Raw genomic sequence first — 24751 nt, forward strand, 5'->3', positions numbered from 1 at the left:
CGCCCCTCCAGCCCAGCATTCGCCTCCCGCAACGCCGAGTTCGCCTCCTGAAGCTGCCGCACCAACGCGATCAACTCCTCGCGCGACAACTCCTCCAACCCGGGCACAGCACAAGATCATCGCCCACCAACCCAGGCAACCCACGCCCGACACGCCGAAGATCAACTAACCACCTGAATGTTTACGGTCTGAGCTGCCATGAATCGTCCACCAGTGGTCCATCAGGTGTTCCGGTGCGGTCGTCCATCGGATCGGCAATGGAAAGGGATCATGGATACGGCGAATTTGTTCCTCCGTCTCCCATTGTGAGCGCACCGAGATGGCCAGCGCCTCGGCCATTTCGTCGAGGCGGTCAGCGAGGGTGAGCACGGCGCGGGGCGGTTGATTTTGGCGGAGTGCCACGACGATCGCGAAGACGCTCAGCGGGAGCGTGACGACCGCGACCGACATGCTGACTACGCTGGCCAGCTTGTCACCGCGATCAAGATCGCCCTGGGAGAGTTGGAGGATCAGCCAGATTGAGAATGCGGTCAGGCAGACGACACTTGCGGCGATACTGATCCAGCGCCGAGGCAACACAACAACATCATGCCGTGGTGCGACAACCACGAGTAGGGCGAGGCGCAACTCGGCGTGGCACAAGAAGTGATCACCGACGCCGAGCTGGCCACGCTCACACCTGTGGGGGGCTCACTCGTTGGTGGTTTCCCATTTCACGGCGTGCGGGTCGCCGTTGACGTCGAAGGAGAAACCGGCGCACACGCCGCGGTCGTTGATGGCGTAGATGTCGCTGGCCAGGTGGCCGGGGAGGGTGCCCAGGTCGGTGACTCCTCCTTCCGTCCACCGCGCCGCGTGGCGGTGACCTTCGGATGTGGACGCGTCGCCGGCGATGGTGCCGTAGGTGTTGATCGCGACGGCGCGGGCGTCGGTGCCGCCGGGGAGCAGGTCGAGAACGGTGAGCCGGCCGTCGGGAGCCCATCTCAGCGCGCGGCTGCCGTTCGGCGAGTTCGCGCCGCCCACGGCGGTGCCGGTGGGGCCGATTCCCCAGGCGATGCTGATGGTCCCGCCGGGAAGCAGGCCGAGATCGGATATCGCTCCTTCGGGGGTCCAGCGCACCGCGTGGCGCAGGCTGCCGACGTCGACATATCCGCCGACGAAACCGGTCGAGCTGATCGACGTGGCCACGGTGTTGTCCGCGCCCGGGAGCGTGGCGAGATCCGTGGCGGCGCCGGCGGCGGTCCAGCGCAGAGCGTGGTAGCGGTCCTCGGAGCCGGCAACCAGCGCGTCGCCGACCGTGACGCCCTTGTCGTTGATGGCTATGGCGTAGCTTTCCGTCAGTCCCGCGGGGACCGTGAGTCGGGTGATGGTGCCACCGGGGTTCCACCGCACCGCACGGGAGTCGATGGTTCCGACGATGGCGCCGGTGCCGTTGATGTCAAGGGCTTCGCTCACGGTTGCGCCGGACGGCATCGGGAGCCGGGTGATCGCGCCGGCCGGGCTCCAGCGCACGGCGAGCGGTTCGTCCTCCGTGCCGGACGATCCGACCAGGACGCCATCATTGTTGATGCCGTACACCGCACTTTGTGGGGCGCCGGGAAGCCCGCGTAACTCGATCGGGCGCACGGCGGAAACGGCCGGGCTCGCCACCGCGGGCAGGGAGGCTCCGGCGATGACCAGGATCATGCACAACGCCGCGTAGAAAGCCGGTCTTCGTAATAAGCGCAGGCTGGACACGGGCATTCTCCTTTCTCTCCTCCATCCGGAAGGGAGAAATACAGGACAGTTCGGTGATCATGACTAAATTGCCCGTGCAGCCGAAAGGGCCGGATTGCCCTAGTCATGAGGGCACAACGGCCGGACCCGACGTAGTCCACCTTTGGTCAGCAATTTGTCCTGCGGATGTCTATTACTCGAACAATGCCTTGCCAATATGTCCACGGGTCAGTTTTGGACGAACAGTTGGCATTGGCGGCCAACGGTTTGTGAATCGCCTAACGCCGGCGCTCGACCAGAGGGAGGGAGCGGAGTTGGCGTTCCAGGTGCCATTGGAGGAGGGCGGCGACGAGGCCGCTGCCTTCGCGGCGGGCGGGGGTGGGGGCGGCGTCGGCGGTGGGCCAGTCGCCGTGCATCAGGGCTTCGAGGAGATCGAGGGTTTCGGGGGCGGGGGTGGCGGAGCCGGGCGGGCGGCAGCGGGGACACACCGAGCCGCCGGCGGGGACGTTGAAGGAGCGGTGCGGGCCGGGTTCGTTGCAGCGGGCGCACTCGGTGACGGCGGGGGCCCAACCGGCGAAGGACATGGCGCGTAACAGGAAGGCGTCCAGCACCAGAGATGCGTCGCGCTCGCCGCCGGCCAGGGCGCGGAGGGCACCGGCGACGAGGAGGTAGAGGCGGAGGACGGGTTCGCCTTCTTCGGCGGAGAGGCGGTCGGCGGTCTCGAGCACGGCGCAGCCGGCGGTGTACCGCTGGTAGTCGCCGACGATGCCGGCGCCGAAGGCGTCGAGGGTCTGCACCTGCGTGATGATGTCCAGGGTGCGGCCGGTGTAGAACTGCGCGTCGACGTGGGCGAACGGCTCGACGCGGGCGCCGAACCGGGAGGTGGTGCGGCGCACGCCCTTGGCGACCGCGCGGACCTTGCCGTGCTTCTGGGTGAGCAGCGTGATGATCCGGTCCGCCTCGCCGAGCTTCTGCACGCGCAGCACCACCCCGGTGTCGCGGTACAGAGTCATGTGCTCATCGTCGCATAACGCAGGTACACCACCCCGGAGCCGAACGTGCGCGTCTCGATCAGGCGCAGGTCGATCTGGTCGCGCAGGGCCGGGAAGAACGGGGTGCCGCCGCCGACCACGACCGGGCAGACCAGCAGCCGGTACTCGTCGATCAACCCGTGCGGCATCAGGGACGCGGCGAGCCCGGCGCCGGCCACGGCCAACTCGTTGCCAGGCTGCTGTTTCAGTGCCCGCACCTCGGACACCACCTCGCCGGTTGCCAGCCGGGCGTTCCCCTGGACGGCGTCCAAGGTCGTGGAGAACACCACGATCGGAGTCGCCTGCCAGATCTTGGCGAACTCCACCACGTACGACGGCGCGTCCGGGTCCTGGTCCGCCGTCGGCCAGTAGGCGTTCATCAGCTCGTACAGCCGCCGGCCGTAGAGCAGCGTGCCGGTCTCCCGCGTCCGCTCGTTGTAGAACTCGTGCAGCTCCGCGTCCGGGGCGGGGCGGCCCAGTCGAAATGCCCGTCCCGCTCGATGTAGCCGTCCAGGGACAAGGTGAAGGTGTACGTCAGCTTCCTCATAGCCGTTCGACCTCCCGAACCCGGAAACTCATCGGTGCCAGTACGGCGGGCCGCACTACGTCACCTATGTTGGCCTCTCGCGTCGCCGTGTTGGCCTGCCACGTCGGTGTGTTGGCCCGTCCCGCCGACCCGTGGAGCGGGATCGCCAACGGCCACGGAATCCGCCCCGATCCTCGCCCACACGTCAGCGGCCAACACGACAACGCCACAGGCCAACACGGCGACGCCAGAGGCAAACATGCCCGGCTTCGGGGTTAGAAGCCGAGGCGGCGGAGTTGCTTCGGGTCGCGCTGCCAGTCCTTGGCCACCTTGATGTGCAGGTCCAGGTAGACCTTGCTGCCGAGCAGCGCCTCGATCTGCCGGCGCGCGGTGGAGCCGACCTCGCGCAGCCGCTCCCCCTTGTGCCCCAGGATGATCCCCTTCTGGCTGGGCCGCTCCACGTACAGGAACGCGTGCACGTCGACGAGGTCGTCCCGGCCCTCGTGGGGCACCATCTCCTCGACCGTGACCGCGATCGAGTGCGGCAGCTCGTCCCGCACGCCCTCCAGCGCGGCCTCCCGTATCAGCTCGGCGACCAGCGTGGCCTCCGGCTCGTCGGTGAGCTCGCCGCCCGGGTACAGCGCCGGGCCCTCCGGCAGCCGGGCCACCAGCAGGTCGGCCAGCGTGCCGACCTGGAACCCGTCCACCGCGGAGACCGGGATCAGCTCGGCGAACTCCATTGCGTCCTGCAGCGCGACGAGTTGCTCGGCCACCTGTTCCGGCGCCACCAGGTCGGTCTTGGTCACCACTCCGATCACCGGCGTCCGGCGCACGATCCGGCTCAGCTCCCGGGCGATGAACCGGTCCCCCGGCCCGACCTTCTCGTCCGCCGGCACGCAGAACCCGACCACGTCGACCTCGGACCAGGTCTCCCGCACCACGTCGTTGAGCCGCTGCCCGAGCAGCGTCCGCGGCCGGTGCAGCCCCGGCGTGTCCACGATCACCAGCTGCGCGTCCGCCCGGTGCACGATCCCCCGGATCGCGTGCCGCGTCGTCTGCGGCTTGCTCGACGTAATCGCCACCTTCGACCCCACGAGCGCGTTGGTCAGCGTCGACTTGCCCGCGTTCGGCCGCCCGACGAAGCAGGCGAACCCCGAGCGATGCCGCAGATCAGACGTGGTCACCCGATCATTGTCCCTGGACCTCGGTGCCCTGGTGGTACTGGATCTTCCAACCGCCCGGCGTGTGGCGCCAGATCGTGGCCCGCCGGGTGCGCCGCTCGCCCTGCCGGAGGGCATAGGTCAGCAGGTAGACGTCCGGCGCCAGCTCCTGGCAGCGAAAATCGCTGGTCTCCCAGTGGTCCTCGGGTGGGTTCCGCATCCGCTCGCCGAGGACCTCGAGGACGTGCGCACGGGTGTACGCCCGGCCGGACGCGCCCACCTCCCAGAAATCGTCGGTGATCATCGATTCGAAGTCGGTGCCGAGCGCCGGGCGGTGAAAGATCGGCTCCCGGCTGGTCAGCTCGTCGAGGGGATCCACGGGACTGAGCATACGAGCGGGCGCCGGCGGCCTCCCCCTTCCAGGTCGCCGACGCCGCGCTCATTCATTCAATTCCCCCGATTGGATGGTGCATTCGGCGCAGTTCACCATCGTCGGCGTAACCGTATCCTTACCCGCGGTGACCGGGAGCGTCCCAATACCCACGACCATCGCGGCGTACCCGATCAGGAACAAGGCGATTCTCTCCATCTCCGCGCTCCTTCCGGTGCACCCAAGTTGTACGGCATTCGGGTTGTTCAGTGTCCGGCGCTGGACTCTGAACAACGAACTCTGAACAATGGAGCGACCTAGGAGGTGCCGGGTGCCGCGACGGGAGCAGCCACTCGAGGTGGGGGACGACGCCCTGATGCGGTTCGCCGGCGAGCTGCGGCGCCTGCGGGAATCGGCCGGCAAGCCGACATATCGGCAGCTCAGCGCCCGGGCGCACTACTCGGCCGCGGCGCTGTCCGAGGCGGCGAGCGGGCGGAAACTGCCCAGCCTCGCGGTCACGATGGCGTATGTGGCGGCCTGTGACGGCGACAGCACGGAATGGCGGAAACGTTGGCGGGAAACCGCGGACGCGACAAATGGTCATGGTCCGGACAATGATCTGACAGGACCCGCACCGTATGTCGGATTAGCCGCGTTCCAGCCCGGTGATTCCGAAAGGTTCTTCGGCCGGGACGCACTCGTCGAGAACCTCGTGACACGGATCCGAGATGATCGTTTCCTCGGGGTGTTCGGCGCCTCCGGCAGCGGCAAATCCTCGGCGTTGCGCGCCGGCCTGGTGCCCCGGTTGGACAACGCCGTCGTATTCACCCCCGGGCCCCGCCCGGTCGAGGAATGCGCGGTGCGCCTCGGCGTGGCGCTCAACGAGTCCCCCGCGGTGCTGCACGCCGAGTTCACCGCCGACCCGGGGAACCTGCACCTGCGGGTCCGCCAGGCGCTGGCCGGCCGGCCCGGCACCGACCTGGTCCTCGTCGTCGACCAGTTCGAGGAGATCTTCACGGTCTGCCCGGAGGACCAGCGCACCTGGATGGTCGACGCGTTGACCACCGCCGCGTTCGCCACGACCAGCCGGACCCGGGTGGTCATCGGCGTCCGGGCCGACTTCTACGGCCACTGCGGCCAGCACCCGCGGCTGGTCGAGGCGCTGCGGAACGCCCCGGTCCTGGTCGGCCCGATGACCGCCGACGAGCTCCGCGGGGCGATCACCGAGCCGGCCGTCCGGGCCGGCTGCCGGGTCGAGACCGCGCTGGTGGCCCGCCTGATCGCGGACGCCACCGGCCAGCCGGCCGTGCTCCCCCTGGTGTCGCACGCGCTGCTGGAGACCTGGCGGCACCGCCGCGGCACCACGCTCACCCTCGCCGGGTACGAGGGCGTCGGCGGCGTCCTGCACGCGATCGCCCGCAGCGCCGAGGACATGTACACCTCCCTGGACGGCGTCCAGCAGGATGCCGCGCGCCGGCTCTTCCTCCGCATGATCGCGCTCGGGGACGGCACCGAGGACACCAAACGCCGCATCCGCCGCGACCAGCTCGACGACTGCGAAGCCGTGGTGGACACGCTGGCCGCCGCCCGGTTGATCACGGTCGACCGGGACACCGTCGAGCTCGCCCACGAGGCCCTCATCCGGCACTGGCCGCGGCTGCGCACCTGGCTCACCGAGGACCGCGATGGACTGCGCATCCACCGCGAGCTCACCGAGGCCACCGACGCCTGGGAGTCACTCAACCGCGACTCCGGCGCCCTCTACCGCGGCACCCGCCTCACCCGCGCCGACACCTGGGCCGCCACCCAGAACGGCAACCTCAGCTCCCGCGAGCGCGAGTTCCTGCGCATCAGCTTGTCCACCCAGACCCGGGAGCAGGCCGCGACCCTGCGCCAGACCCGCCGGCTGCGCCGCCTCGTCGCGTTGCTCGCGGTCCTGCTGGTGCTCGCGGCCGTCGCCGTCGGCTACGCGGTGCGCGCCGAGCAGTCCGCGACCAGAGAGCGCAATGCCGCGATCGTGCAGAACGCGCTCCGTGAGGCGGCCGCCATGCGCAACACCGACCTGCTGAGGGCCGGAGAGCTCACCATCGCGGCCTACCGCGTCGAGTCCTCACCGGTGACCAGGGGCAGCACGCTCAACGCGCTGCTCTGGTTGTGGGACGCGTGGTTGACCGGTCATACCGACCGGGTTCGGTCGGTATCGATCAGCTCCGACGGGCGCACCCTCGCCTCCGCGAGCGACGACCGCACCGCACGCCTGTGGGCCCTCTCCTTCCCCGCCCCGGTGGACCAGGTCGAACCCGCGACCATCAAGGGATATGGCGACTCCGCCACCGCGACGGTGTTCAACCACGACACCGCGAGCCCGGCCCTGATCACAGCGAGCCTGGACCGGAAGATCCGCGTGTTCGACGTCAGCAACCGCAGATTCCCCATCGAGATCGCCGAACGGAAGGAAAGCGACGCGATCGTGGCTCTGGCGATCTCCGCCGACGACCGGACGCTGGCGGCCGCCACTCTTGATCACCGGATCCTGCTGTGGGATTTCACGCATCGGGACAATCCGACGCGGCTCGGCGCGATCAGCGGCCTGGACGACCCGGCGTACTCGATGATGTTCGACCCCAGCGGTCAGACGCTGGCCGTCGGCACCAATCACGACGTCCGGTTGTACGACCTCACCGAGCATGAACGTCCCCGGCTGCGGGGCACCATCCACGGCGGCGGCGGCCTGGTCGTCTCGGTCTCGTTTCACCCGACCGACCACGTCGTCGCAGTGGCCGGCAACGATCAGACCGTGCGCCTGTGGGACGCCGCCGATCCGGGAAACCCGCGATTTCTGGCCAACGTTCCCGGTCATTCGGGCCGAGCCACGGCCACGGCATTCAGCTGGGACGGCCGGATTCTCGGCACGGCCGACGACAACGGCGCCATCTCCCTGTGGGACATCACCGACCGGGCCAAGCCAACTCTGTTCGCGAACCTGAACGCCGACTTCCGGGCGGTGTCATCCATGGCGTTCAACCCCGACGATCACTCGCTCGTGGTCGCCGGCGGGAATCACATAGCCCGGTTCGAAACCGACGTGGAGAAGGCCGCGGGAATCATCTGCCAGACGGCCGGCGGCATCACCCGTGACCAGTGGACCCACTATTTCCCCGGCCTCGACTACCAACCACCGTGCCCTTAATGTCAGCCGCACCGTGCGAGGTCTTGGCCCAATCAACGGAACCTCAGGGGACCGTGACGGCACCCAGCCACAATCCACCCGATAACCGCACCATCTGCTGGAACGTAACGACAGCAGTTAATTCCGGAGAGGCGGGACGCGGAACACCGGGGCCGCCGGGTTGAAGTCCGCGACGGCGGCAAGAGAGGCGGCGTCGATGGTGCCGGCTTCGGTGACCACGGCGGCGGCGTCCAGGCCGGTCACACCGCTCGACGCGGCGGCGGCGACGGCCGCCTGGAGCGCGGTCAGGCTGAAGGACGGCAGCGAAACCGTGGTGGCGACGTAGGTTCGGCCGTCGGGGTCGCGGACGGCCGCGCCCTCGGGGGCGCCGGTGCGGGCACGCGCGGAGCGGGCCAGCGTCACCAGCTTGGCGTCCTCGGGGTCCAGTTCAGCCACGGTCGGCGCTCCTCTCCCACTCCGCGTCGTCGGCCCGTACCTCGGCGCGGCCGCGCACGACCACCGAGGTGATCCGCACCCGGCCGCGGCTGTCCTTGCCGCCCTCGGCCAGCATGGTGAGCCCGGAGATCTCGGCCTGCGCGCCCGGCAGCGGCACCCTACCGAGCCGCTGCGCCAGCAACCCGCCGACGGTCTCCACGTCGTGATCGTCCAGCTCGACGTCGAACAGTTCGCCGAGGTCCTCCACCGGCAGCCGGGAGCTGACCCGCACCGCGCCGTCGTCCAGGTGCTCGATCGGCGGGCGGTCCTCGGTGTCGGACTCGTCGGTGATCTCGCCGACGATCTCCTCGAGGATGTCCTCGATGGTCAGCAACCCCGCCGTGCCACCGTATTCGTCCACCGCGATGGCCAGGTGGTTGCGCGAGAGCTGCATCTCCCGCAGCAGGTCGTCGAGGCGCTTGGTGTCCGGCACGAACGCGGCCGGCACCATCAGCTCGCCCACCGTCAGACTGTCCGGTGTGGACTCCATGGCGCCCCGGACAAGGTCCTTCAGGTTCACCACACCGACGATGTCGTCCACGCTCTCCCCGATCACCGGCAGCCGGGTGTAGCCGGTGCGCAAGGACAGCGCCAGGCACTGGCGCACCGACTTGCCCACCTCGATCCACACCATCTCGGTGCGCGGCACCATGACCTCGCGGGCGATCGTGTCGCTCAGCTCGAACACCGAGTGGATCATCTCGCGCTCGTCGGCGTCCACGACCCCGCGCTCCTCGGCCATGTCCACCAGCTCGCGAAGCTCCACTTCGGACGTGAACGGTCCCTCGCGGAAACCCCGGCCCGGCGTGATCGCATTACCGATCATGATCAGCAGCCGGGACAGCGGGCCGAGCACCGACCCGAGCACCCGCACCGCACCAGCCATGATCAACCCCGCCCGGTACGGATGCTGCCGGCCCAACGTGCGCGGGCCCACCCCGACCAGCACGTAGCTCACCACGATCATGCCCAGCCCGGCGACCAGCCCGGCCAGCCCCGCCGGCCGGATGAGCCGCAAACAGGCCACGGTGACCAGCACGGTCGCCGCCAGCTCGCAACTCAACCGCAGCAGCAGCAACAGGTTGATGTGCCGCGGCCGCTCCGCGACCACCGCGAGCAACTGGCGCGCACCCGGCCGCCCGGCCCGCACCATGCCCTCGACCCGGGCCCTCGACACCGCCGAGATCGCCGCGTCCGCACAGGCGAACAATCCGGCCGCGAGCACCAGGATCACCGCGATGACCAACAATCCCGCCGAATCCGACATCGCGATCCCGTGCCCTAGCCCACCGGGCCCTCGTCGTGCGCGGTTCGGCGGCGGCCCTTGTCGCGCGCGTCGTCCAAGCCGGCGGCGCCGAGCAGCTTGTCGTCCTCCCGGCGCTGGGCGGCGCGCCGTTTCGCATCAGCCCGGGCCACCCGGAAGTCAGCGAGAATCCGCTTCTGCAGCGTGAACATCTCACGCTCCTCAGCCGGCTCCGCATGGTCATAACCGAGCAGATGCAACACCCCGTGCACTGTCAACAAATGCAGCTCGTCCAGCAAACTGTGCCCGGCCTGCCGCGCCTGATCCCGCGCGAACGCCGGACACAACACGATGTCACCCAGCAACGCCGGCCCCGAATCCGGAGCATCCGGCCGCCGCGCCGAATCCAGCTCATCCATCGGAAAAGCCATCACGTCGGTCGGCCCCGGCTGCTCCATCCAGCGCTCGTGCAGGTCCGCCATGACCTCCAACTCGACCAGCGACACCGACAACTCGGCCAGCCGGCTCACCCCCAGCCGATCCAACGCGAACCGCGCCGCGGAGACGATGGACGACTCGTCAACCGCCACCCCCGACTCATTGGCGATCTCAATGCTCAAACCATCACCTCGCAAGCTCGGATGATGGCGATCCCAGCGACCAATGCGTTCGCAGGCTCGGCGCCAGGGCAGTATTCGATGATTCGCTCGCAAGCTCGCTCATGGCCGTAATCAGCGCCCTCGCCTACCCTGCCCGACCGCCCCGGGCCGCCGCGGCTCCCTTACCTCGGCCTTCGCATCCTGAGCCGTCTGCCACCGGTCATAAGCATCGACGATGTGCCCCACCAACCGGTGCCGCACCACATCATGGCTGGTCAACACCGAGAAGTGCACATCCTCCACCCCGTCAAGGATCTCCTGCACCACCCGCAAGCCACTGACCATCCCCCCAGGCAGATCAACCTGCGTAATATCCCCGGTCACCACAATCTTCGACCCAAACCCCAACCGGGTCAAAAACATCTTCATCTGCTCCAGCGACGTATTCTGCGCCTCATCCAAAATAATGAACGCATCATTAAGCGTTCTCCCGCGCATATAGGCAAGCGGCGCGACCTCGATGGTCCCCGCCTGCATCAACCGCGGGATGGACTCGGGATCGACCATGTCGTGCAGCGCGTCGTAAAGCGGCCGCAGATACGGGTCGATCTTCTCGTACAGCGTCCCCGGCAAGAACCCCAACCGCTCCCCCGCCTCCACCGCCGGCCGAGTCAGGATGATCCGGTTCACCGCCTTGGCCTGCAACGCCTGCACAGCCTTGGCCATCGCCAGGTACGTCTTCCCCGTACCAGCCGGCCCAATACAGAACACGACGGTGTGCGCATCGATCGCGTCCACGTACCGCTTCTGGTTCAGCGTCTTCGGCCGGATCGTCCGCCCCCGCCGGGACAGAATGTCCAGGCTGAGCACCTCAGCCGGCGACTCCGCCGACCCCGCCGACAGCATCGCCACCGTACGCCGTACGGCATCCGGCCCCAGATGCTGCCCGCGCCCCGCCAGCACAACGAGCTCGGCGAACACCCGCTCCGCGAACGCCACATCCCCCGGCGCCCCGGACAACGTCACCTCGTTGCCCCGCACATGGATGTCCGCATCCAACAACTCCTCAGCGGCCCTCAGGTTCTCATCCCGCGACCCAAGAAGCGCGAGGATAGCGTCACCAGGCACAGCGAACCGGGACTGTGCTGCGGACTCGACGGTCTTGGTCTCCGTTGGCGCACCAGAAGCCGGGGTAGGTTCTCCCTCTGCGGTACCCGTCACGTGCTCTCGGTCCCACCTTCTGCGCCCACGCGCCCACTCGACAACGTCTCCCCCCGAATGCTAGCCGCACCCACCAACCCAGCGCATGGCACAAACGCCCAGGACCATGAGTCAGGCCCGGCGCCGGCCTATAGCCTGCACCCATGTCTTCGCCCGACCCCGAGTGCCTCTTCTGCCGCATCGTCGCCGGCGACATCCCCTCCACCGCCGTCTACGAGACCGGCACCACCTACGCCTTCCGGGACATCAACCCCCAAGCCGCAACCCACGTCCTGGTGGTACCTAGGGAGCACCACGAAGACTCCGGCACCCTGGCCGCCGAAGCCCCCGAACTCCTAGCCGACGTGATCCTCTCCGGCGTCGAAGTAGCCAAACAAGAAGGCATCGAGTCCTCCGGCTACCGCCTGGTCTTCAACACCGGCCCCGACGCCGGCCGCACCGTCTTCCACGCCCATCTGCATGTGCTCGGCGGAGAGCAGTTAGGCCTCTTCGGCCGCCCCCACTAACCCCCAACGTCCAACTCGCGGTCCCCAACGTACGACTCGCTTGCCCGAACGTACGACTCGCGGGGTGCAGAACGCCCAGAGTGCGCGCCGAGATCCACATCGCACCACGTTTGGGGGGTCCGGGGGGCTCCGCCCCCCGGCAGGGGGTCTGGGGGCTTGGCCCCCAGAAAACACCATCCGACGAAAAAGGCCCGCGCTCTCGGCGGGCACACGTCCCCGAGGAGGATGCCGCGTCGCGGTGAAGCCTGGGGGTCGCTCCACCGCGACGCGGCGCCGCCGGACCGAGGGGGGAGGTGTCCGGCGGAAGCCCTCGTACAAGGCGTCAAACGACGGCTTGTACCGCAAAGCGTAGACCGTTGCGTGCGCTCAACGCCAGCGCCCGGTCAGAACTGCTAGCACACCGACAGCTACGGCACCCGCGGTCGAGGTCCGTAGCACTGTTGGACCGAGGCGCACGAGTCGCGCGCCGGCCCCTTCAAGCAGCGCTTTCTCCTCCGTGGAAATTCCGCCTTCGGGCCCGACGAGCACGAGCAGATTTCCCTTGGTGGGTAACGCGACGTTCGTCACCCGAGTGGCGGTTGAACTCTCCAGCAGCAGCGCTCCAGCAGCGGTGCGCACCAGGTCAGCAAGGCCCTCCGTGGTTACCGGCGGTGACACCTCGGGCACCCAGGCGCGCCGGGACTGCTTGGCGGCCTCGCGCGCGGTGGATCGCCAGCGCTCCAGGGCCTTCACCCCGCGCGGGCCGTCCTCCCAGCGCACCACGCAGCGCGCGGCCCGCCACGGCACGATCGCGTCCGCCCCGACCTCGGTCGCCAGCTCGACGGCCAGCTCACCGCGGTCGCCCTTGACCAGCGCCTGCACCACCACGATCCGCGGGGACGGCACGGGCTCGGTCCAGCGGCGGCCCAGCTCGAGCTCCAGGGCGTCCCGGCCGGCGACGGACGACACGACGCATTCCGCGACCGAGCCGCGGCCGTCGCTCAGCAGCAGCTCCTCACCGGGCCGCAGCCGGCGCACCGTGGCCGCGTGCCGGCCCTCCGGACCGTCGAGCACGAAGTGGTCGCCGGCGGGCAGCGGATCGACGAGGAAGACCGGCGCGGAGGTCACCGGGGCCGGGAACGCAACCGGGAGAAGAACCCGCCGGCCCGGCCGTTCACCGTGGCCAGGCTGTGGTCCTCCTCGCCGCGCAGCGCCGCCAGCTCGTGCAGCAGCTCGGTCTGCCGGGCGTCGAGCTTGCTCGGCACCTCGACCTCGATGTGCACGTACAGGTCGCCGCGGCCGTCCAGCCGGCCGGACGAGCGCAGCTTCGGCAGCCCGTGGCCGGTGAGCATCAGCTCGGTGCCCGGCTGGATGCCGGGCTCCAGCTCCATGTCGACCGAGCCGTCCAGCGTGTCCAGCGGGATCACCGCGCCCAGCGCCGCGGTGGTCATCGGGATGCGCAGCGTGCAGTGCAGGTCGGCGCCGTTGCGCTCGAACGTCGGGTGCGGGAGCTCCACGACCTCGACGTACAGGTCGCCGGCCGGGCCGCCGCCGGGCCCGACCTCGCCCTGGCCGGCCAGCCGCACCCGCATGCCGTCGGCCACGCCCGGCGGGATCTTCGCGGTGATCGTCCGGCGGGCGCGCACCCGGCCGTCGCCGCCGCACTGCCGGCACGGGTCGGGGATGACCTCGCCGAGCCCCCGGCACACCGGGCAGGTGCGGGCGGTGACCACCTGGCCGAGGAACGAGCGCTGCACCGACTGCACCTCGCCGCGGCCGCCGCAGGTGTCGCACACCTCGGGCGCGGAGCCGTCGGCGCAGCCGGACCCGCGGCAGGAGTCGCAGACCACGGCCGTGTCGACGGTGAGCTCGCGGCTGACCCCGGTGTTGCACTCCTCCAGGGACAGCTCGATGCGGATCAGCGCGTCGGACCCGGGCTGCACCCGGCTGCGCGCGCCGCGGGCGCCGGCACCGGTCGCCGCGCCGAAGAAGGCGTCCATGATGTCGCCGAAACCGAAGCCGGCGAACGGATCCCGCATGCCCCCGGCACCCGCGCCGTTGCCCAGCGGGTCGCCGCCCATGTCGACGATCTTGCGCTTCTGCGGGTCGGAGAGCACCTCGTAGGCGGCCGTGACGTCCTTGAACCGCTGCTGCGCGTCGGCGTCCGGATTCACGTCGGGATGGAGCTCACGCGCCAGCTTGCGGTACGCGCGCTTGACCTCCTCGGCGGATGCGTCCGGCCGCACCCCGAGAATCCCGTAGTAGTCCCTCGCCACAGTGCCCTTCCCGGCCCTTCTCACCTTTGCTCGCACACAGCTCCGGACGTGTTACCGCCCGGACAGAATCTCTCCCACGTAGTTCGCAACGGCTCGGACCGCCGCAATCGTTCCCGGATAATCCATTCTGGTCGGCCCGACCACGCCCATGCCGCCGAACAGCGTGTCGCGCGAGCCGTACCCGATCGATACCACCGAGGTGCTGCGCAGGTCCTCCGCCTCGTTCTCCTCACCGATCCGCACCGTCACCGTGCCCGGCACGCGCGCCGCGGCGAGCAGCTTGAGCACCACCACCTGCTCCTCGAGCGCCTCCAGGATCTGCCGCAGTGACCCGGGGAAGTCCGCGGCGTTGCGGGTCAGGTTGGCGGTGCCGCCGAGCACCAGCCGCTCCTCCGGGTGCTCCACCAGCGACTCGATCAGCACGGTGGACAGCCGGGTCATCGCGTCCCGCAGCTCGGCCGGCGCGTCCTCGAGCAGCTCGCCGACCTTGGCCGCGGCGTCGGCGAGCCGGTGCCCGGCGAGCGTGGCGTTGAGCATGGTGCGCAGCCGGGACACCGCGTCCTCGCCGATCACGTCGCCGATGTCCACCATGCGCTGGTCCACCCGGCCGGTGTCGGTGATCAGCACCAGCATCACCCGCGCCGGCGTGACCAGCACCAGCTCCACGTGCCGGACCGTGGACCGGGTCAGCGTCGGGTACTGCACGACCGCGACCTGCCGGGTGAGCTGCGCCAGCAGCCGGACGCTGCGGCGCAGCACGTCGTCGAGGTCCAGCGCGCCGCCGAGGAAGGACTGGATGGCCCGGCGCTCGGCCCCGGACAGCGGCTTCACCTCGGAGAGCCGGTCCACGAACAGCCGGTAGCCCTTGTCGGTCGGGATCCGCCCGGCGCTGGTGTGCGGCTGGGCGATGTAGCCCTCCTCCTCCAGCGCGGCCATGTCGTTGCGCACGGTCGCGCTGGAGACGCCCAGGTTGTGCCGCTCCACGATGCCCTTGGAGGCCACCGGCTCGTTGCTGGACACGAAGTCGGCGACGATCGCGCGCAGGACCTGGAAGCGGCGCTCATCCGAGCTGACCACCACCCACCTCCACTCCCGCGCAACGTCAACTCACCTCAAGTTTACGGAGCGGTCGGCGGGTGCGGCCCGTGGCTGGTCAAGCGACGCTATCTGGCGCGCTCGACCCGGGGTTCGTCCCAGACCGGCGCGTCCGCCTCGGCCACCTCGCCGTCGGCGCGGAACACCAGGAACCGGTCGAAGGAGCGGGCGAACCAGCGGTCGTGGGTGACCGCGACGACCGTGCCCTCGAACGACTCGAGGGCGTCGGAGAGCGCCTCGGCCGAGGTGAGGTCCAGGTTGTCGGTGGGCTCGTCGAGCAGCAGCAGGGTCGCGCCGGAGAGCTCCAGCAGGAGGATCTGGAACCGGGCCTGCTGGCCGCCGGAGAGCGTCTCGAACCGCTGCTCCCGGCTGCCGGCCAGGCCGTAGCGGGACAGCGCCCCGGACGCCGCGCCCTGGTCCATGCCGGACCGGTCGCCCTCGCCGCGCCACAGGATGTCCAGCAGCGTCCGGCCGACCCACTCCGGATGCCGGTGGGTCTGGGCGAACAGGCCCGGCACCACCCGCGCGCCGAGCTTCCACCGGCCGGTGTGCGCGACGTGGGGGTCGCCGGCCAGCAGGCGCAGGAAGTGGCTCTTGCCGGAGCCGTTGGAGCCGAGCACGGCCAGCCGGTCGCCGAAGAACACCTCGGTGCCGAACGGCCGCATCAGGCCGGTCAGCTCGAGCTGCTCGCAGGTGATCGCGCGGATGCCGGTGCGACCGCCGCGCAGCCGCGGCTTGACCTTCTCCTGGCGTGGCGGCAAAGGCGGTGTTCCGGCCTCCTCGAACTTGCGCAACCGGGTCTGCGCAGCCTTGTACTTCGGCGCCATCGACTCGTGGTACTTGGCCAGCTGGCCGAGCCAGCGGACCAGCTCCACCAGCTTGGCGTGCTCCTCGTCCCAGCGCAGCCGCAGCTCGGCCATCCGCTCCCAGCGCGCCTCCCGGGCCGCGTGCCAGGTGCGGAAGCCGCCGCCGTGCACCCAGGCCGTCTCGCCTTCGACGGTGACCACATGGGTGGCGACGCCGGCCAGCAGCTCGCGGTCGTGGCTGACCAGGAGGACGGCCTTGCCGGACTCGGCCAGCCGCTGCTCCAGCCAGCGCTTGCCCGGCACGTCGAGATAGTTGTCCGGCTCGTCGAGCAGCAGCACCTGATCCCGGCCGCGCAGCAACGTCTCCAGCACCAGCCGTTTCTGCTCGCCGCCGGAGAGCGTGCCCACCTCGCGGAACCGGGCGCGGTCGAACGGAACGCCGAGCGCGGACACGGTCACCGTGTCCCACAGCACCTCGGCGTCGTACCCGCCGGCCTCGCCCCATTCCTGCAGGGCGTGCGCGTAACGGAACTGGGTGTCCGCGTCGTCGGTCTCCATGAGCGCGAGCTCCACCGCGTCCAGCTCGGCCGCGGCGGCGCGCAGGGCCTGCGGGGCCACCGCGAGCAGCAGGTCGCGCACGGTCGTCTCGTCCCGCAGCGAGCCGATGAACTGGGGCATGACGCCGAGGCCGCCCTGCACGGAGATGGCGCCTTCGGTGGCGGTCAGCTCGCTGGAGAGGATCCGCAGCAGCGTGGTCTTGCCGGCGCCGTTCGCGCCGACGAGTGCCGTGATCTGGCCGGTGCTGACCCGGAACGAGACGTCGCGGAACAGCTGCCGGCCGTCGTCGAGCCGGTACGCCAGGCCGTTCGCCTCGAGGAAACCCATGGCTGGGATGGTCGCGCACAAGAGCACCTGATCGCGATCGATATTGGAGGTACCGAGGTGGCTGGTGCCCGGTGGCCGTTGGTGGGGTGAGGGTGGGAAGCAACGTGACGTTGCTTCCTTCTAGGGCAAGCAACGTCACGTTGCTTCCCTCCGGCCTGCGGAATGAGCGCCGCTGGAGCATCTTTCGCCACAACAGCACCAGCCGTAACGCGCCGACTCCCGTCCGGAAACCGCCGCCCGACCGACTCGGCCGCCCACCCGCCTTCCCCAGCCATCGTTAAGCCGGGCAGCCCGCCAACCGCCACCCGCCAACGCGAGCCCAGTGGCAGACGAGCCGCACCTACCCTGCCAACCGCCGGATCCCCCCGGCACCGGCACCCCAACGGAACTTCACAACACGCCTCAGCGACTGTGGGGACCCGGTTGTGCAGAGCCCTCATCCGCAGAAATACAGTCGAGACATGCCAACAGCGTTCGTCACCGGCGGTTCGGGGTTCATCGGCGGCCGGCTGATCGAGAGACTGGTCAAGGACGGCCGCACCGTTCGGGCGCTCGCCCGCAGCGATCGGGCCGTGACCCGGGTGGCCGAACTGGGAGCCGAGCCGGTGCGGGGTGATCTGTCCGATGTGGACAGTCTGACGGCGGGGGCGCGCGGCGCCGAAGTCGCTTACCACTCCGCGGCGTGGACCGGACCGGGCGGTTCCTGGGCGGACTTCGAGAAGTCCAATGTGGACGGTACCCGGAACGTCCTGGACGCCTGCCGGACCGCGGGCGTGCGGCGGCTGGTGCACGTCGGCACCGAGGCGGCGCTGATGGCCGGCGAACCCCTGGTGAACGTCGACGAGACGGCGCCGCTGCGGCCGGACTCGCGGGCGCCCTACCCGGCGACCAAGGCGGCCGCGGAGCAGCTCGTGCGCTCGGCCGAGGGACTGGAGACCGTCGTGGTGCGGCCGCGGTTCGTCTGGGGCCGCGGGGACACCAACATCCTGCCCACGCTGGTGACCGCCGTGCGGTCCGGCCAGTTCGCCTGGCTCGGCGGCGGCCGCAACCTCACCGCCACGACCCACGTGGACAACACCGTCGAAGGGCTGGTGCTCGCGGCCGAGCGGGGCCGGCCGGGCGAGGCGTACTTCGTCACCGACGGGGATCCCGTGGTGTTCCGGGACTTCCTCACCGAGCTGCTGGCCACCCAGGGCGTCACGGCACCGGGCCGGTCGATTCCGCTCGGCGTGGCGAAGGCGCTCGTCGAGGTACTGGAGGGCGGGTGGAAGGTGTTGCGCCGCCCGGGTCTGCCGCCGCTGAACCGGTTCCTGCTGTGGGCCTCCGGGCAGGAGTGCACGATCAACATCGGCAAGGCCCGCGACGAGCTGGGCTACGCGCCGGTCATCAGTCGTGATGAAGGGTTCACCCAACTTCGCACGCAGGGTGAGTAACCTGTCGCGCGGGGTGCGTGCGAGGCCGAGCGGGCGGAAGGGATGCCGGGTGACCGACACACCGATCTACGACCAGATGGAGTGGGAGTTCCGGGGCGGCGGCGCCACCGAGGAACCCGCGCGGCCGGCCACCCCGAGCCCGCGCCGGCAGGACGGCACGCGGCGGCCGGTGTCCGTCTGGGCCCTGGTCAACCAGCACCGGCAGCGGTCCTGAGCATTGCGGCGGCTGTTCCCGGAACCCGCCGTCGACCTCGACGACGCCGGGCTCGAGCGGTTGTACGACTACCCCGAGGGGCTTGACGCGCCCTTCGTTCAGGTCAACTTCGTGGCCTCGGCGGACGGGGCGGTCACCGTGGACGGCCGGTCCGCGGGGCTGGGCAGCGACGGCGACCGGGCGATCTTCGCGCTGGGCCGGGACCTGGCCGACGTGATCCTGGCCGGCGCCGGCACCGTGCTGGCCGAGAAGTACCGCGGCGTCAAGCGCACCGAGGTGCGCGCCGAGCGGCGGGCCCGGCTGGGCAGGTCCGAGATCCCGCCGATCGCGGTCGTCACCCGCCGCTGCTCGGTCGGACCGGACTCCCCGCTGGTCACCGACACGCTCGTGGCACCCATCGTGCTGACCTGCGCGGCGGCACCCGACCAGCGCCGCGCCGCCCTGGCCGCGGCCGGGGTGGACGTGGTCGTGGCCGGCGACCACACCGTCGACCTGGGCAAGGCGCTCGCCGCGCTGGCCGACCGGGGCCTGCTGCGGGTCAACTGCGAGGGCGGCCCGCACCTGTTCGGCGAGCTCATCGCCGAAGACCTGGTGGACCAGCTCCACCTGACCGTCGCCCCGCTGCTGGTCAGCGGCGACGCGGGCCGGATCGCGGCCGGACTCCCGCCGGCGGTGCGGGTCAGCATGGAACTCGCCTCGGTGCTCACCGAGGCCAGCGGTCACCTCATGCTCCGCTACCAGCGCCACCGGTGAGAACGTCGGCCAGGTTGAACCGGACCGGCTGCTCGAGCTGGTCGTAGGTGCAGGACTCGGGCTCGCGGTCGGGGCGCCAGCGGACGAACTGGGTGGTGTGCCGGAAGCGGTCGCCCTCCATGTAGTCGTAGCGGACCTCGAGGACGCGTTCCGGGCGGAGCGGGACGAACGTCATGTCCTTGCCGGCGTTCCACCGGTTGCCCTCCCAGTGGCGCGGGGTGCGCACGCCCTCCGCCTCGGCCGCCCACGCCCACGGGTGCTCGGTGAAGTCGGTGACCAGGGGCTGCAGCTCGGCGAACAGCTCCTTGCGGCGGGCCATCGGGAACGCCCCGACCACGCCCACCGAGCGGAGTTTGCCGTCCTCGCCGTAGAGGCCGAGCAGCAGCGAGCCGATCAGCCCCGGCCCGGACTTGTGCACCCGGTAGCCGGCGACGACGCAGTCCGCGGTGCGCTCGTGCTTGACCTTGGCCAGCACCCGGCGGTCCGGTTCGTAGACACCGTCCAGCGGCTTGGCGATCAGCCCGTCCAGGCCGGCGCCCTCGAACAGCTCGAACCACTGCCGGGCCAGCTCGATGTCCCGGGTGGCCGGCGTGACGTAGATGGGGGGCTCGGCGGGCTCGAGCGCCCGCTCCAGCGCGGCGCGCCGCTCGGCGAAGGGCGTGCCGGTGTAGTCGGTGTCGCCCAGGGCGAGCAGGTCGAAGGCGATGAACATGGCCGGGGTCTTCTCGGCGAGCATGTTCACCCGCGACGCCGCGGGGTGGATCCGCTGGGAGAGCAGGTTGAAGTCCAGGCCCTTGCCCTCCTCGTCGGCCACGATGATCTCGCCGTCCACCACGCAGCGCTCGGGCAGGTTCGCCTTGACGGCCACCACCAGTTCGGGGAAGTAGCGGGTCATCGGGCGCTCGTTGCGGCTGCCGATCTCGACCTCGTCGCCGTCCCGGAAGATGATCGACCGGAAGCCGTCCCACTTCGGCTCGTACAGCCGGCCGGGCGGGATCGCGGTAACCGGCTTCGCCAGCATCGGCAGGACGGGCGGCATCACGGGTAGCTGCATGCGGCCATTCTGCCTACTAACGACCAGTTCACCAGTCACCTGCGACGCTCGGAGGCACATGAACACCGCCCGTCTCCTCGCCGTCACGGCGGTGGCGCTCGCCCTGGCCGCGGGGTGCACCGCCGGGCCGTCCGACCGCCCGGAGATCGTCGTCAACGACGGGCCGGGCCAGCCGGCGCCGCCGTCCGGTGACACGCCGGTACCCGTGCCGCCGCTCGACCAGCCGGCGCAGTCCCGGATCAACTGGGGCACCTGCACGGACAACCTGCTCGACCGGGTGACCCCGCTGCAGCTGCCGTCCTGGGTGCCGGTGCGCTGCACAAAGGTGAACTCCGCACTCGACTCGCCGTACGCGCCCGGGCGGGGCACCGTCCGGATGCAGGTGCTCCGCGCGGGCGACGGCCCGATCCCGGTCGTCGTGGTGAACGACGTCGGCGGGCAGCCCGGCACGATCTACGCAGCACGCCTGGCCGCCGCCCTGCCGCAGGAGTTCTTCAGCAAGTTCTCGCTGGTCGGCCTGGACCGGCGGGGCACGGGCCTGTCCGAGCCGCCGGACTGCGTGCCGCTCGAGGTGCGTGGCGCGATCATCAACACCGACCCGACCGGCGGCGACCCGGCCAGCTGGATCGACCCGGCGAAGACCGCCGGGCAGCAGTGCTCGATCGAGCTGGAGAGCCGGCTGCCCGCGCTGGACACCTGGCGCACCTCGGCCGACCTGGAGAACCTCCGGCAGGCGCTGGGCCTGCCGCGGCTCAACGCCATCGGGCACGGCGAGGGGTCGCGGGTGCTGACCCTGTTCGCGGACCGGTTCGCCGACCGGGTCGGCCGGTTCGTGCTCGACGGCCTGCCGGACGCGTCGACGGACGCCGTGCCCGGGCTCGAGCAGGTCGCGGCCGGCGCCGAGGCGACCTGGCAGGCGTTCGCCGCGGACTGCAAGGCCCGGGGCTGCGAGCTGGGCGCGGATCCGCACCAGGCGCTGCCGGCGCTGATCACGGAGGTGCGGGAGAAACCGCTGAACACGGCCAGCCTGACCGTCGGGCCCGGGGTGCTGCTCCGCTCGGTCCTGGTCGGGCTCGCCGACCGGAAGTCCTGGCCCGCCCTCTCGGCGGCGCTTGCCGCGGCGCAGCACGGCGACGGCGCTCCGCTCGCCGCCCTGTTCACCCCGGTCGTGCTGGGCACCGACGAGCAGGCGCCGACCTTCGACGCCGAGCTGGTGATCGGCTGCAACGACACCAAGACCCGGCTCACCGTCGAGCAGGTCACCCGCACCGCGCAGGACTGGACGAAGAAGTACCCGAACTTCGGCGGCCTCGTCGCGCAGCGCCTCGCCCTGTGCAGCGTCTGGCCGGTGGCCTCGGCGCCGGTCCCGACCCCGGCGGCCAAGGGTAGCCCGCCAATCCTGGTGATCGGCACGGCGAGCGACCCGGTCACCCCGTTCGACGGCACCGAGAAGGCGACCCGCGCCCTGTCCAACGCCGTCCTGGTCTCCTGGCAGGGCGGCGGCCACGGCGCCCTCGGCCTCTCCACCTGCGCCACCGACGCCGCCCGCGCGTTCCTCACCGACGCGGCGGTCCCCACCGACGGCACCGCCTGCCCGCCGTGACGGGCCTGGGGAAGCAATGTGACGTTGCTTTCCTTCTAGCGCAGCAATGTCACATTGCGCTCTAGCCCGAACTTACGTGATCTTGGCCGTTGATCATGATGTCTACCTGGGCTGATGCTGTGGCACCTGGGGATACGTGTAGTCACAGAAAATCTGGACATGGTGGGGGTGGTTGTGGTCAAATGGTGGGATGACGCGCAAGGAAGGTTCGATGCATGTAGACACCCGTCCGCGGACCTATCGGGCGGTGGACGGCTCCGTGCGCGAGTACCAACAAGCCTTGCTGCGTCGGTCCTACCGTAACGCGCAGGGAAAGCCCGCCAAGGAGACGTTGGCGAATCTGTCCATGCTGCCCGCCGAAGCGGTGGAGGTCCTGCGGAAATCGTTGGCCGGCAAAATATTGGTCGACCTCGACGAGGCATTCGATATCGAGCATGTCGTGGCGCATGGACATGTCGCTGCGGTGCACGCGATGGCCTCCCAGCTCAAGTTCGACGAGCTGCTCGGTCCGCGCGGCCGGGAACGCGATCTCGCGTACGCGTTGATCGTGTCGCGGGTCGTGGCACCGCAGTCGAAACTGTCGACCATCCGATGGTGGGCCGACACCAGCCTGGGCGTCGATCTGGGTATCGCCGCCGCACATACCGATGAGGTCTATGCGGCGATGGATTGGTTGCTGGCACGACAAGACCGGATCGAGAAAAAACTCGCCGGCCGGCACTTGATCTCCGGCGGGATGGCACTGTTCGACCTGTCCAGCACCTGGATGGAAGGCCACTGTTGCGAGTTGAGCCGGTTCGGTTACTCGCGGGACGGGAAACGTGGTCTCCCGCAAATCGAGTTCGGCTTGCTGGGTGATGCGGCCGGCCGGCCGGTCGCGGTTCGAGTCTTTGAAGGGAACACCAGCGATTCACGATCGTTTCTGGACGCGATCAGCGCGGTGCGTGATCAGTTCGGCCTGCAGAACGTGACCATGGTGGGGGACCGTGGAATGATCACGAATGCGCGCATCAAGGATCTCAAGGCGCTGTCGGGCATGGACTGGATCACCGCGCTGCGGGCGCCCGCCGTCGCCGCTCTGGCCAGGCAGGGTGGGCCGCTGCAGATGTCGCTGTTCGACACCCAGAACTTCGCCGAGATCACTCACCGCGATTTCCCCGGCGAGCGATTGGCGTGCTGCCGTAATCCCGCATTGGCTGACGAACGTGCCCGTAAACGCAACACGCTGCTGCACGCCACCGAGCAGAATCTGGATAAGATCATGGCGTCGGTCACCGCGGGTCGCCTGCGTGGCGCCGACCAGATCGGGATCCGGGTGGGAAAGGTCATCAACAAGAACAAGGTCGGCAAGCACTTCATCACGACCATCACGGACGAGGATTTCTCGTATCGCCGGGACGAACACAAAATTACCGCCGAGGCCACACTCGACGGAATCTACGTCATCCGCACCAGCGTGCACACAGACAAGCTGGACACCGTGGACCTGGTCGGAGCATACAAGAACCTCGCCCATATCGAACGAGACTTTCGGTCGATAAAATCTGACGACCTGGACCTGCGCCCAGTGCGACACTATCTCACCGATCGAGTCAAGGCACACATTCTGCTATGCATGCTCGCCGCTTACCTGAACTGGCACTTGCGCAGAGCACTCGCGCCACTGACCTTTACCGATGAGAACATTCCCCAACCGAATGATCCGGTCGCGCCCGCGCAACGTTCTCCCGAGGCCAAAGCCAAAGACGCTGCCAAACAAACCCAAGATGGTCTCCCCATATACGATCATCCAGGACTGATCGCACACCTGGGCCAACTGACCCGGAACACCATCTCCTTCGCCGGCCAGCACTTCGACAAAATCGCCCACCCAACTCCGGTGCAACGCCGAGCCTTCGAGCTTCTCAACGCGTCCATTCCCCTCACCCTAACAGGCAAGTAGACACAGAAGCGCACAAGGCCACCGACAAAACCCCAGCTCAGACCCCATCACCCACCACCAAGATCAAGTAAGTTCGGTTTAGTGACGGAAAAGTGCCGGGCGATCTTGGTCAATCAGAGCGGTTAGCGAGCCCTGCCTGGTATGGGGACGCTGACAGACAGTAGTCCCTGAACGGCTTCCCAAGACGAGGGCGGAGACGTGCGTGTCCTTTTGCCTGCCACGCGGGTCTCGGTCGGCCTCCTGGCATCCCGCTCAGTGTTCACTGTGGCCGCAGTCCACACCGACCACGGGTGCTTGGGCTGGGCTGCTGCGCCGCGCCGATGTCCAGGTCGGAGCGGCTGACACCTACCGCTGGCGGTAGCGGCGCCAGAGGCCGCTGCCGACGCTCAGGATCACGGTGCTCCCGGTGATGATCTTCCCCACGGTGGTGAATAGGACCAAGGCGAGCAGGTGGCCCAGCGCCACAGCCGCGCCAGGGAAGACGATTCCGGCGACGAGCACCACGGTCGCCAACACGGCAATCAGGGCCTTCAGTGCATCCCGTCGGATCTCGGCGTCGACGATCCACTGGTTGATGAACGCTCGCCACGGCCGGGTCTCCTGGTGGCCGGCGGACGCCAAATGTGCCGACTGCGGGGTGGAGATTTGCGTCTCCATCGTGCCCACCCCCTGATCGTG

The 24751-nt window shown here is 69.5% G+C and carries 24 protein-coding genes; 7 read left to right on the top strand and 17 right to left on the bottom strand.

Annotated features, from left to right (window positions below; translation table 11 throughout):
- Positions 1 to 165 precede the first annotated feature (165 nt).
- From VGR06_RS42660 to VGR06_RS42690, 7 genes are all read right to left on the bottom strand, one after another.
- Complete coding sequence (locus tag VGR06_RS42660) at positions 166 to 579, bottom strand: hypothetical protein (protein ID WP_327564972.1); 414 nt, start codon at positions 577 to 579, stop codon at positions 166 to 168.
- A gap of 111 nt (positions 580 to 690) precedes the next feature.
- Positions 691 to 1734, bottom strand: coding sequence for a hypothetical protein (locus VGR06_RS42665; RefSeq protein WP_327564973.1), 1044 nt, complete (start codon positions 1732 to 1734; stop codon positions 691 to 693).
- Between the two features lie 257 nt (positions 1735 to 1991).
- Positions 1992 to 2726, bottom strand: coding sequence for a DNA repair protein RecO (recO, locus tag VGR06_RS42670; protein ID WP_327564974.1), 735 nt, complete (start codon positions 2724 to 2726; stop codon positions 1992 to 1994).
- Positions 2723 to 3223 (bottom strand): dihydrofolate reductase family protein, encoded by a 501-nt coding sequence (locus tag VGR06_RS42675; protein ID WP_327564995.1) that lies wholly within the window; start codon positions 3221 to 3223, stop codon positions 2723 to 2725. The genes recO and VGR06_RS42675 overlap by 4 nt, the downstream gene beginning before the upstream one ends.
- A gap of 322 nt (positions 3224 to 3545) precedes the next feature.
- On the bottom strand, positions 3546 to 4454 hold the full coding sequence (gene era / locus VGR06_RS42680; RefSeq protein ID WP_327564975.1) for a GTPase Era: 909 nt from the start codon (positions 4452 to 4454) through the stop codon (positions 3546 to 3548).
- Between the two features lie 4 nt (positions 4455 to 4458).
- Positions 4459 to 4809 carry a DUF4440 domain-containing protein gene (locus tag VGR06_RS42685; protein ID WP_327564976.1) on the bottom strand — a complete coding sequence of 117 codons (351 nt, stop codon included), beginning with the start codon at positions 4807 to 4809 and terminating at the stop codon, positions 4459 to 4461.
- 60 nt (positions 4810 to 4869) lie between these two features.
- The gene (locus tag VGR06_RS42690; RefSeq protein ID WP_327564977.1) at positions 4870 to 5019 is read right to left on the bottom strand and encodes a hypothetical protein; all 150 of its coding nucleotides are present in this window, start codon (positions 5017 to 5019) and stop codon (positions 4870 to 4872) included.
- A gap of 112 nt (positions 5020 to 5131) precedes the next feature.
- Here VGR06_RS42690 and VGR06_RS42695 point away from each other — a divergent pair, with 112 nt between their 5' ends.
- On the top strand, positions 5132 to 7990 hold the full coding sequence (locus VGR06_RS42695; protein WP_327564978.1) for an XRE family transcriptional regulator: 2859 nt from the start codon (positions 5132 to 5134) through the stop codon (positions 7988 to 7990).
- Positions 7991 to 8107: 117 nt separating this feature from the next.
- Here the strand turns inward: VGR06_RS42695 and VGR06_RS42700 are convergent, their stop codons facing one another.
- The 4 genes from VGR06_RS42700 to VGR06_RS42715 all read right to left on the bottom strand — a co-directional run bounded on the left by VGR06_RS42700 (position 8108) and on the right by VGR06_RS42715 (position 11527).
- Positions 8108 to 8425, bottom strand: a complete 318-nt coding sequence (locus tag VGR06_RS42700) for a cytidine deaminase (RefSeq protein ID WP_327564979.1) — start codon at positions 8423 to 8425, stop codon at positions 8108 to 8110.
- Positions 8418 to 9731 (bottom strand): hemolysin family protein, encoded by a 1314-nt coding sequence (locus tag VGR06_RS42705; RefSeq protein ID WP_327564980.1) that lies wholly within the window; start codon positions 9729 to 9731, stop codon positions 8418 to 8420. Before VGR06_RS42705 ends, VGR06_RS42700 begins: the two co-directional genes overlap by 8 nt.
- A gap of 14 nt (positions 9732 to 9745) precedes the next feature.
- Positions 9746 to 10327: an rRNA maturation RNase YbeY gene (ybeY, locus tag VGR06_RS42710; protein ID WP_327564981.1), complete on the bottom strand. Its 582-nt coding sequence runs from the start codon at positions 10325 to 10327 to the stop codon at positions 9746 to 9748.
- Between the two features lie 111 nt (positions 10328 to 10438).
- Complete coding sequence (locus VGR06_RS42715; RefSeq protein ID WP_327564982.1) at positions 10439 to 11527, bottom strand: PhoH family protein; 1089 nt, start codon at positions 11525 to 11527, stop codon at positions 10439 to 10441.
- A gap of 143 nt (positions 11528 to 11670) precedes the next feature.
- On the opposite strand from VGR06_RS42715, the gene VGR06_RS42720 reads away from it, so the two are divergent.
- A complete protein-coding gene (locus tag VGR06_RS42720) occupies positions 11671 to 12033 on the top strand; it encodes a histidine triad nucleotide-binding protein (RefSeq protein ID WP_327564983.1) in 363 nt (120 codons plus the stop codon).
- 366 nt (positions 12034 to 12399) lie between these two features.
- Here the strand turns inward: VGR06_RS42720 and VGR06_RS42725 are convergent, their stop codons facing one another.
- The 4 genes from VGR06_RS42725 to VGR06_RS42740 all read right to left on the bottom strand — a co-directional run bounded on the left by VGR06_RS42725 (position 12400) and on the right by VGR06_RS42740 (position 17074).
- Entirely contained in the window at positions 12400 to 13140 is a 741-nt protein-coding gene (locus VGR06_RS42725; protein WP_327564984.1) for a 16S rRNA (uracil(1498)-N(3))-methyltransferase, read from the bottom strand.
- Entirely contained in the window at positions 13137 to 14288 is a 1152-nt protein-coding gene (gene dnaJ, locus VGR06_RS42730; RefSeq protein ID WP_327564985.1) for a molecular chaperone DnaJ, read from the bottom strand. Before dnaJ ends, VGR06_RS42725 begins: the two co-directional genes overlap by 4 nt.
- A 51-nt stretch (positions 14289 to 14339) precedes the next feature.
- Entirely contained in the window at positions 14340 to 15365 is a 1026-nt protein-coding gene (hrcA, locus tag VGR06_RS42735; RefSeq protein ID WP_327564986.1) for a heat-inducible transcriptional repressor HrcA, read from the bottom strand.
- Between the two features lie 86 nt (positions 15366 to 15451).
- Positions 15452 to 17074 (bottom strand): ABC-F family ATP-binding cassette domain-containing protein, encoded by a 1623-nt coding sequence (locus VGR06_RS42740; RefSeq protein WP_327564987.1) that lies wholly within the window; start codon positions 17072 to 17074, stop codon positions 15452 to 15454.
- Positions 17075 to 17535: 461 nt separating this feature from the next.
- Here VGR06_RS42740 and VGR06_RS42745 point away from each other — a divergent pair, with 461 nt between their 5' ends.
- Genes VGR06_RS42745 through VGR06_RS42755 form a run of 3 tightly spaced genes read left to right on the top strand, consistent with a single transcriptional unit; the run spans position 17536 to position 19474 of the window.
- A complete protein-coding gene (locus tag VGR06_RS42745; RefSeq protein WP_327564988.1) occupies positions 17536 to 18507 on the top strand; it encodes an NAD-dependent epimerase/dehydratase family protein in 972 nt (323 codons plus the stop codon).
- A 49-nt stretch (positions 18508 to 18556) separates the two neighbouring features.
- Positions 18557 to 18721 carry a hypothetical protein gene (locus tag VGR06_RS42750; RefSeq protein ID WP_327564989.1) on the top strand — a complete coding sequence of 55 codons (165 nt, stop codon included), beginning with the start codon at positions 18557 to 18559 and terminating at the stop codon, positions 18719 to 18721.
- 3 nt (positions 18722 to 18724) lie between these two features.
- Positions 18725 to 19474, top strand: coding sequence for a pyrimidine reductase family protein (locus VGR06_RS42755; protein ID WP_327564990.1), 750 nt, complete (start codon positions 18725 to 18727; stop codon positions 19472 to 19474).
- Here VGR06_RS42755 and VGR06_RS42760 read toward each other — a convergent pair.
- On the bottom strand, positions 19446 to 20528 hold the full coding sequence (locus VGR06_RS42760) for an ATP-dependent DNA ligase (RefSeq protein ID WP_327564991.1): 1083 nt from the start codon (positions 20526 to 20528) through the stop codon (positions 19446 to 19448). The two genes, VGR06_RS42755 and VGR06_RS42760, sit on opposite strands and share 29 nt — an antisense overlap.
- 58 nt (positions 20529 to 20586) lie before the next feature.
- On the opposite strand from VGR06_RS42760, the gene VGR06_RS42765 reads away from it, so the two are divergent.
- Both VGR06_RS42765 and VGR06_RS42770 read left to right on the top strand, forming a co-directional pair.
- Positions 20587 to 22131, top strand: a complete 1545-nt coding sequence (locus VGR06_RS42765; protein WP_327564992.1) for an alpha/beta hydrolase — start codon at positions 20587 to 20589, stop codon at positions 22129 to 22131.
- 190 nt (positions 22132 to 22321) lie between these two features.
- Positions 22322 to 24073 (top strand): IS1634 family transposase, encoded by a 1752-nt coding sequence (locus VGR06_RS42770; protein WP_327564993.1) that lies wholly within the window; start codon positions 22322 to 22324, stop codon positions 24071 to 24073.
- A 345-nt stretch (positions 24074 to 24418) separates the two neighbouring features.
- Here the strand turns inward: VGR06_RS42770 and VGR06_RS42775 are convergent, their stop codons facing one another.
- Complete coding sequence (locus VGR06_RS42775; protein ID WP_327564994.1) at positions 24419 to 24739, bottom strand: hypothetical protein; 321 nt, start codon at positions 24737 to 24739, stop codon at positions 24419 to 24421.
- Between the last annotated feature and the right edge of the window lie 12 nt (positions 24740 to 24751).

The sequence above is a fragment of the Actinophytocola sp. genome (assembly GCF_036002505.1).
In the GTDB taxonomy this organism is placed as follows: Bacteria; Actinomycetota; Actinomycetes; order Mycobacteriales; family Pseudonocardiaceae; genus DASYTH01.

Coding starts and splice junctions, on each gene's coding strand:
- VGR06_RS42740 (WP_327564987.1), bottom strand. CDS start 17,074: ATGGGTTTCCTCGAGGCGAACGGCCTGGCGTACCGGCTCGACGACGGC.
- VGR06_RS42765 (WP_327564992.1), top strand. CDS start 20,587: ATGAACACCGCCCGTCTCCTCGCCGTCACGGCGGTGGCGCTCGCCCTG.
- VGR06_RS42720 (WP_327564983.1), top strand. CDS start 11,671: ATGTCTTCGCCCGACCCCGAGTGCCTCTTCTGCCGCATCGTCGCCGGC.
- VGR06_RS42760 (WP_327564991.1), bottom strand. CDS start 20,528: ATGCAGCTACCCGTGATGCCGCCCGTCCTGCCGATGCTGGCGAAGCCG.
- VGR06_RS42745 (WP_327564988.1), top strand. CDS start 17,536: ATGCCAACAGCGTTCGTCACCGGCGGTTCGGGGTTCATCGGCGGCCGG.
- recO (WP_327564974.1), bottom strand. CDS start 2,726: ATGACTCTGTACCGCGACACCGGGGTGGTGCTGCGCGTGCAGAAGCTC.
- VGR06_RS42705 (WP_327564980.1), bottom strand. CDS start 9,731: ATGTCGGATTCGGCGGGATTGTTGGTCATCGCGGTGATCCTGGTGCTC.
- VGR06_RS42690 (WP_327564977.1), bottom strand. CDS start 5,019: ATGGAGAGAATCGCCTTGTTCCTGATCGGGTACGCCGCGATGGTCGTG.
- VGR06_RS42770 (WP_327564993.1), top strand. CDS start 22,322: ATGACGCGCAAGGAAGGTTCGATGCATGTAGACACCCGTCCGCGGACC.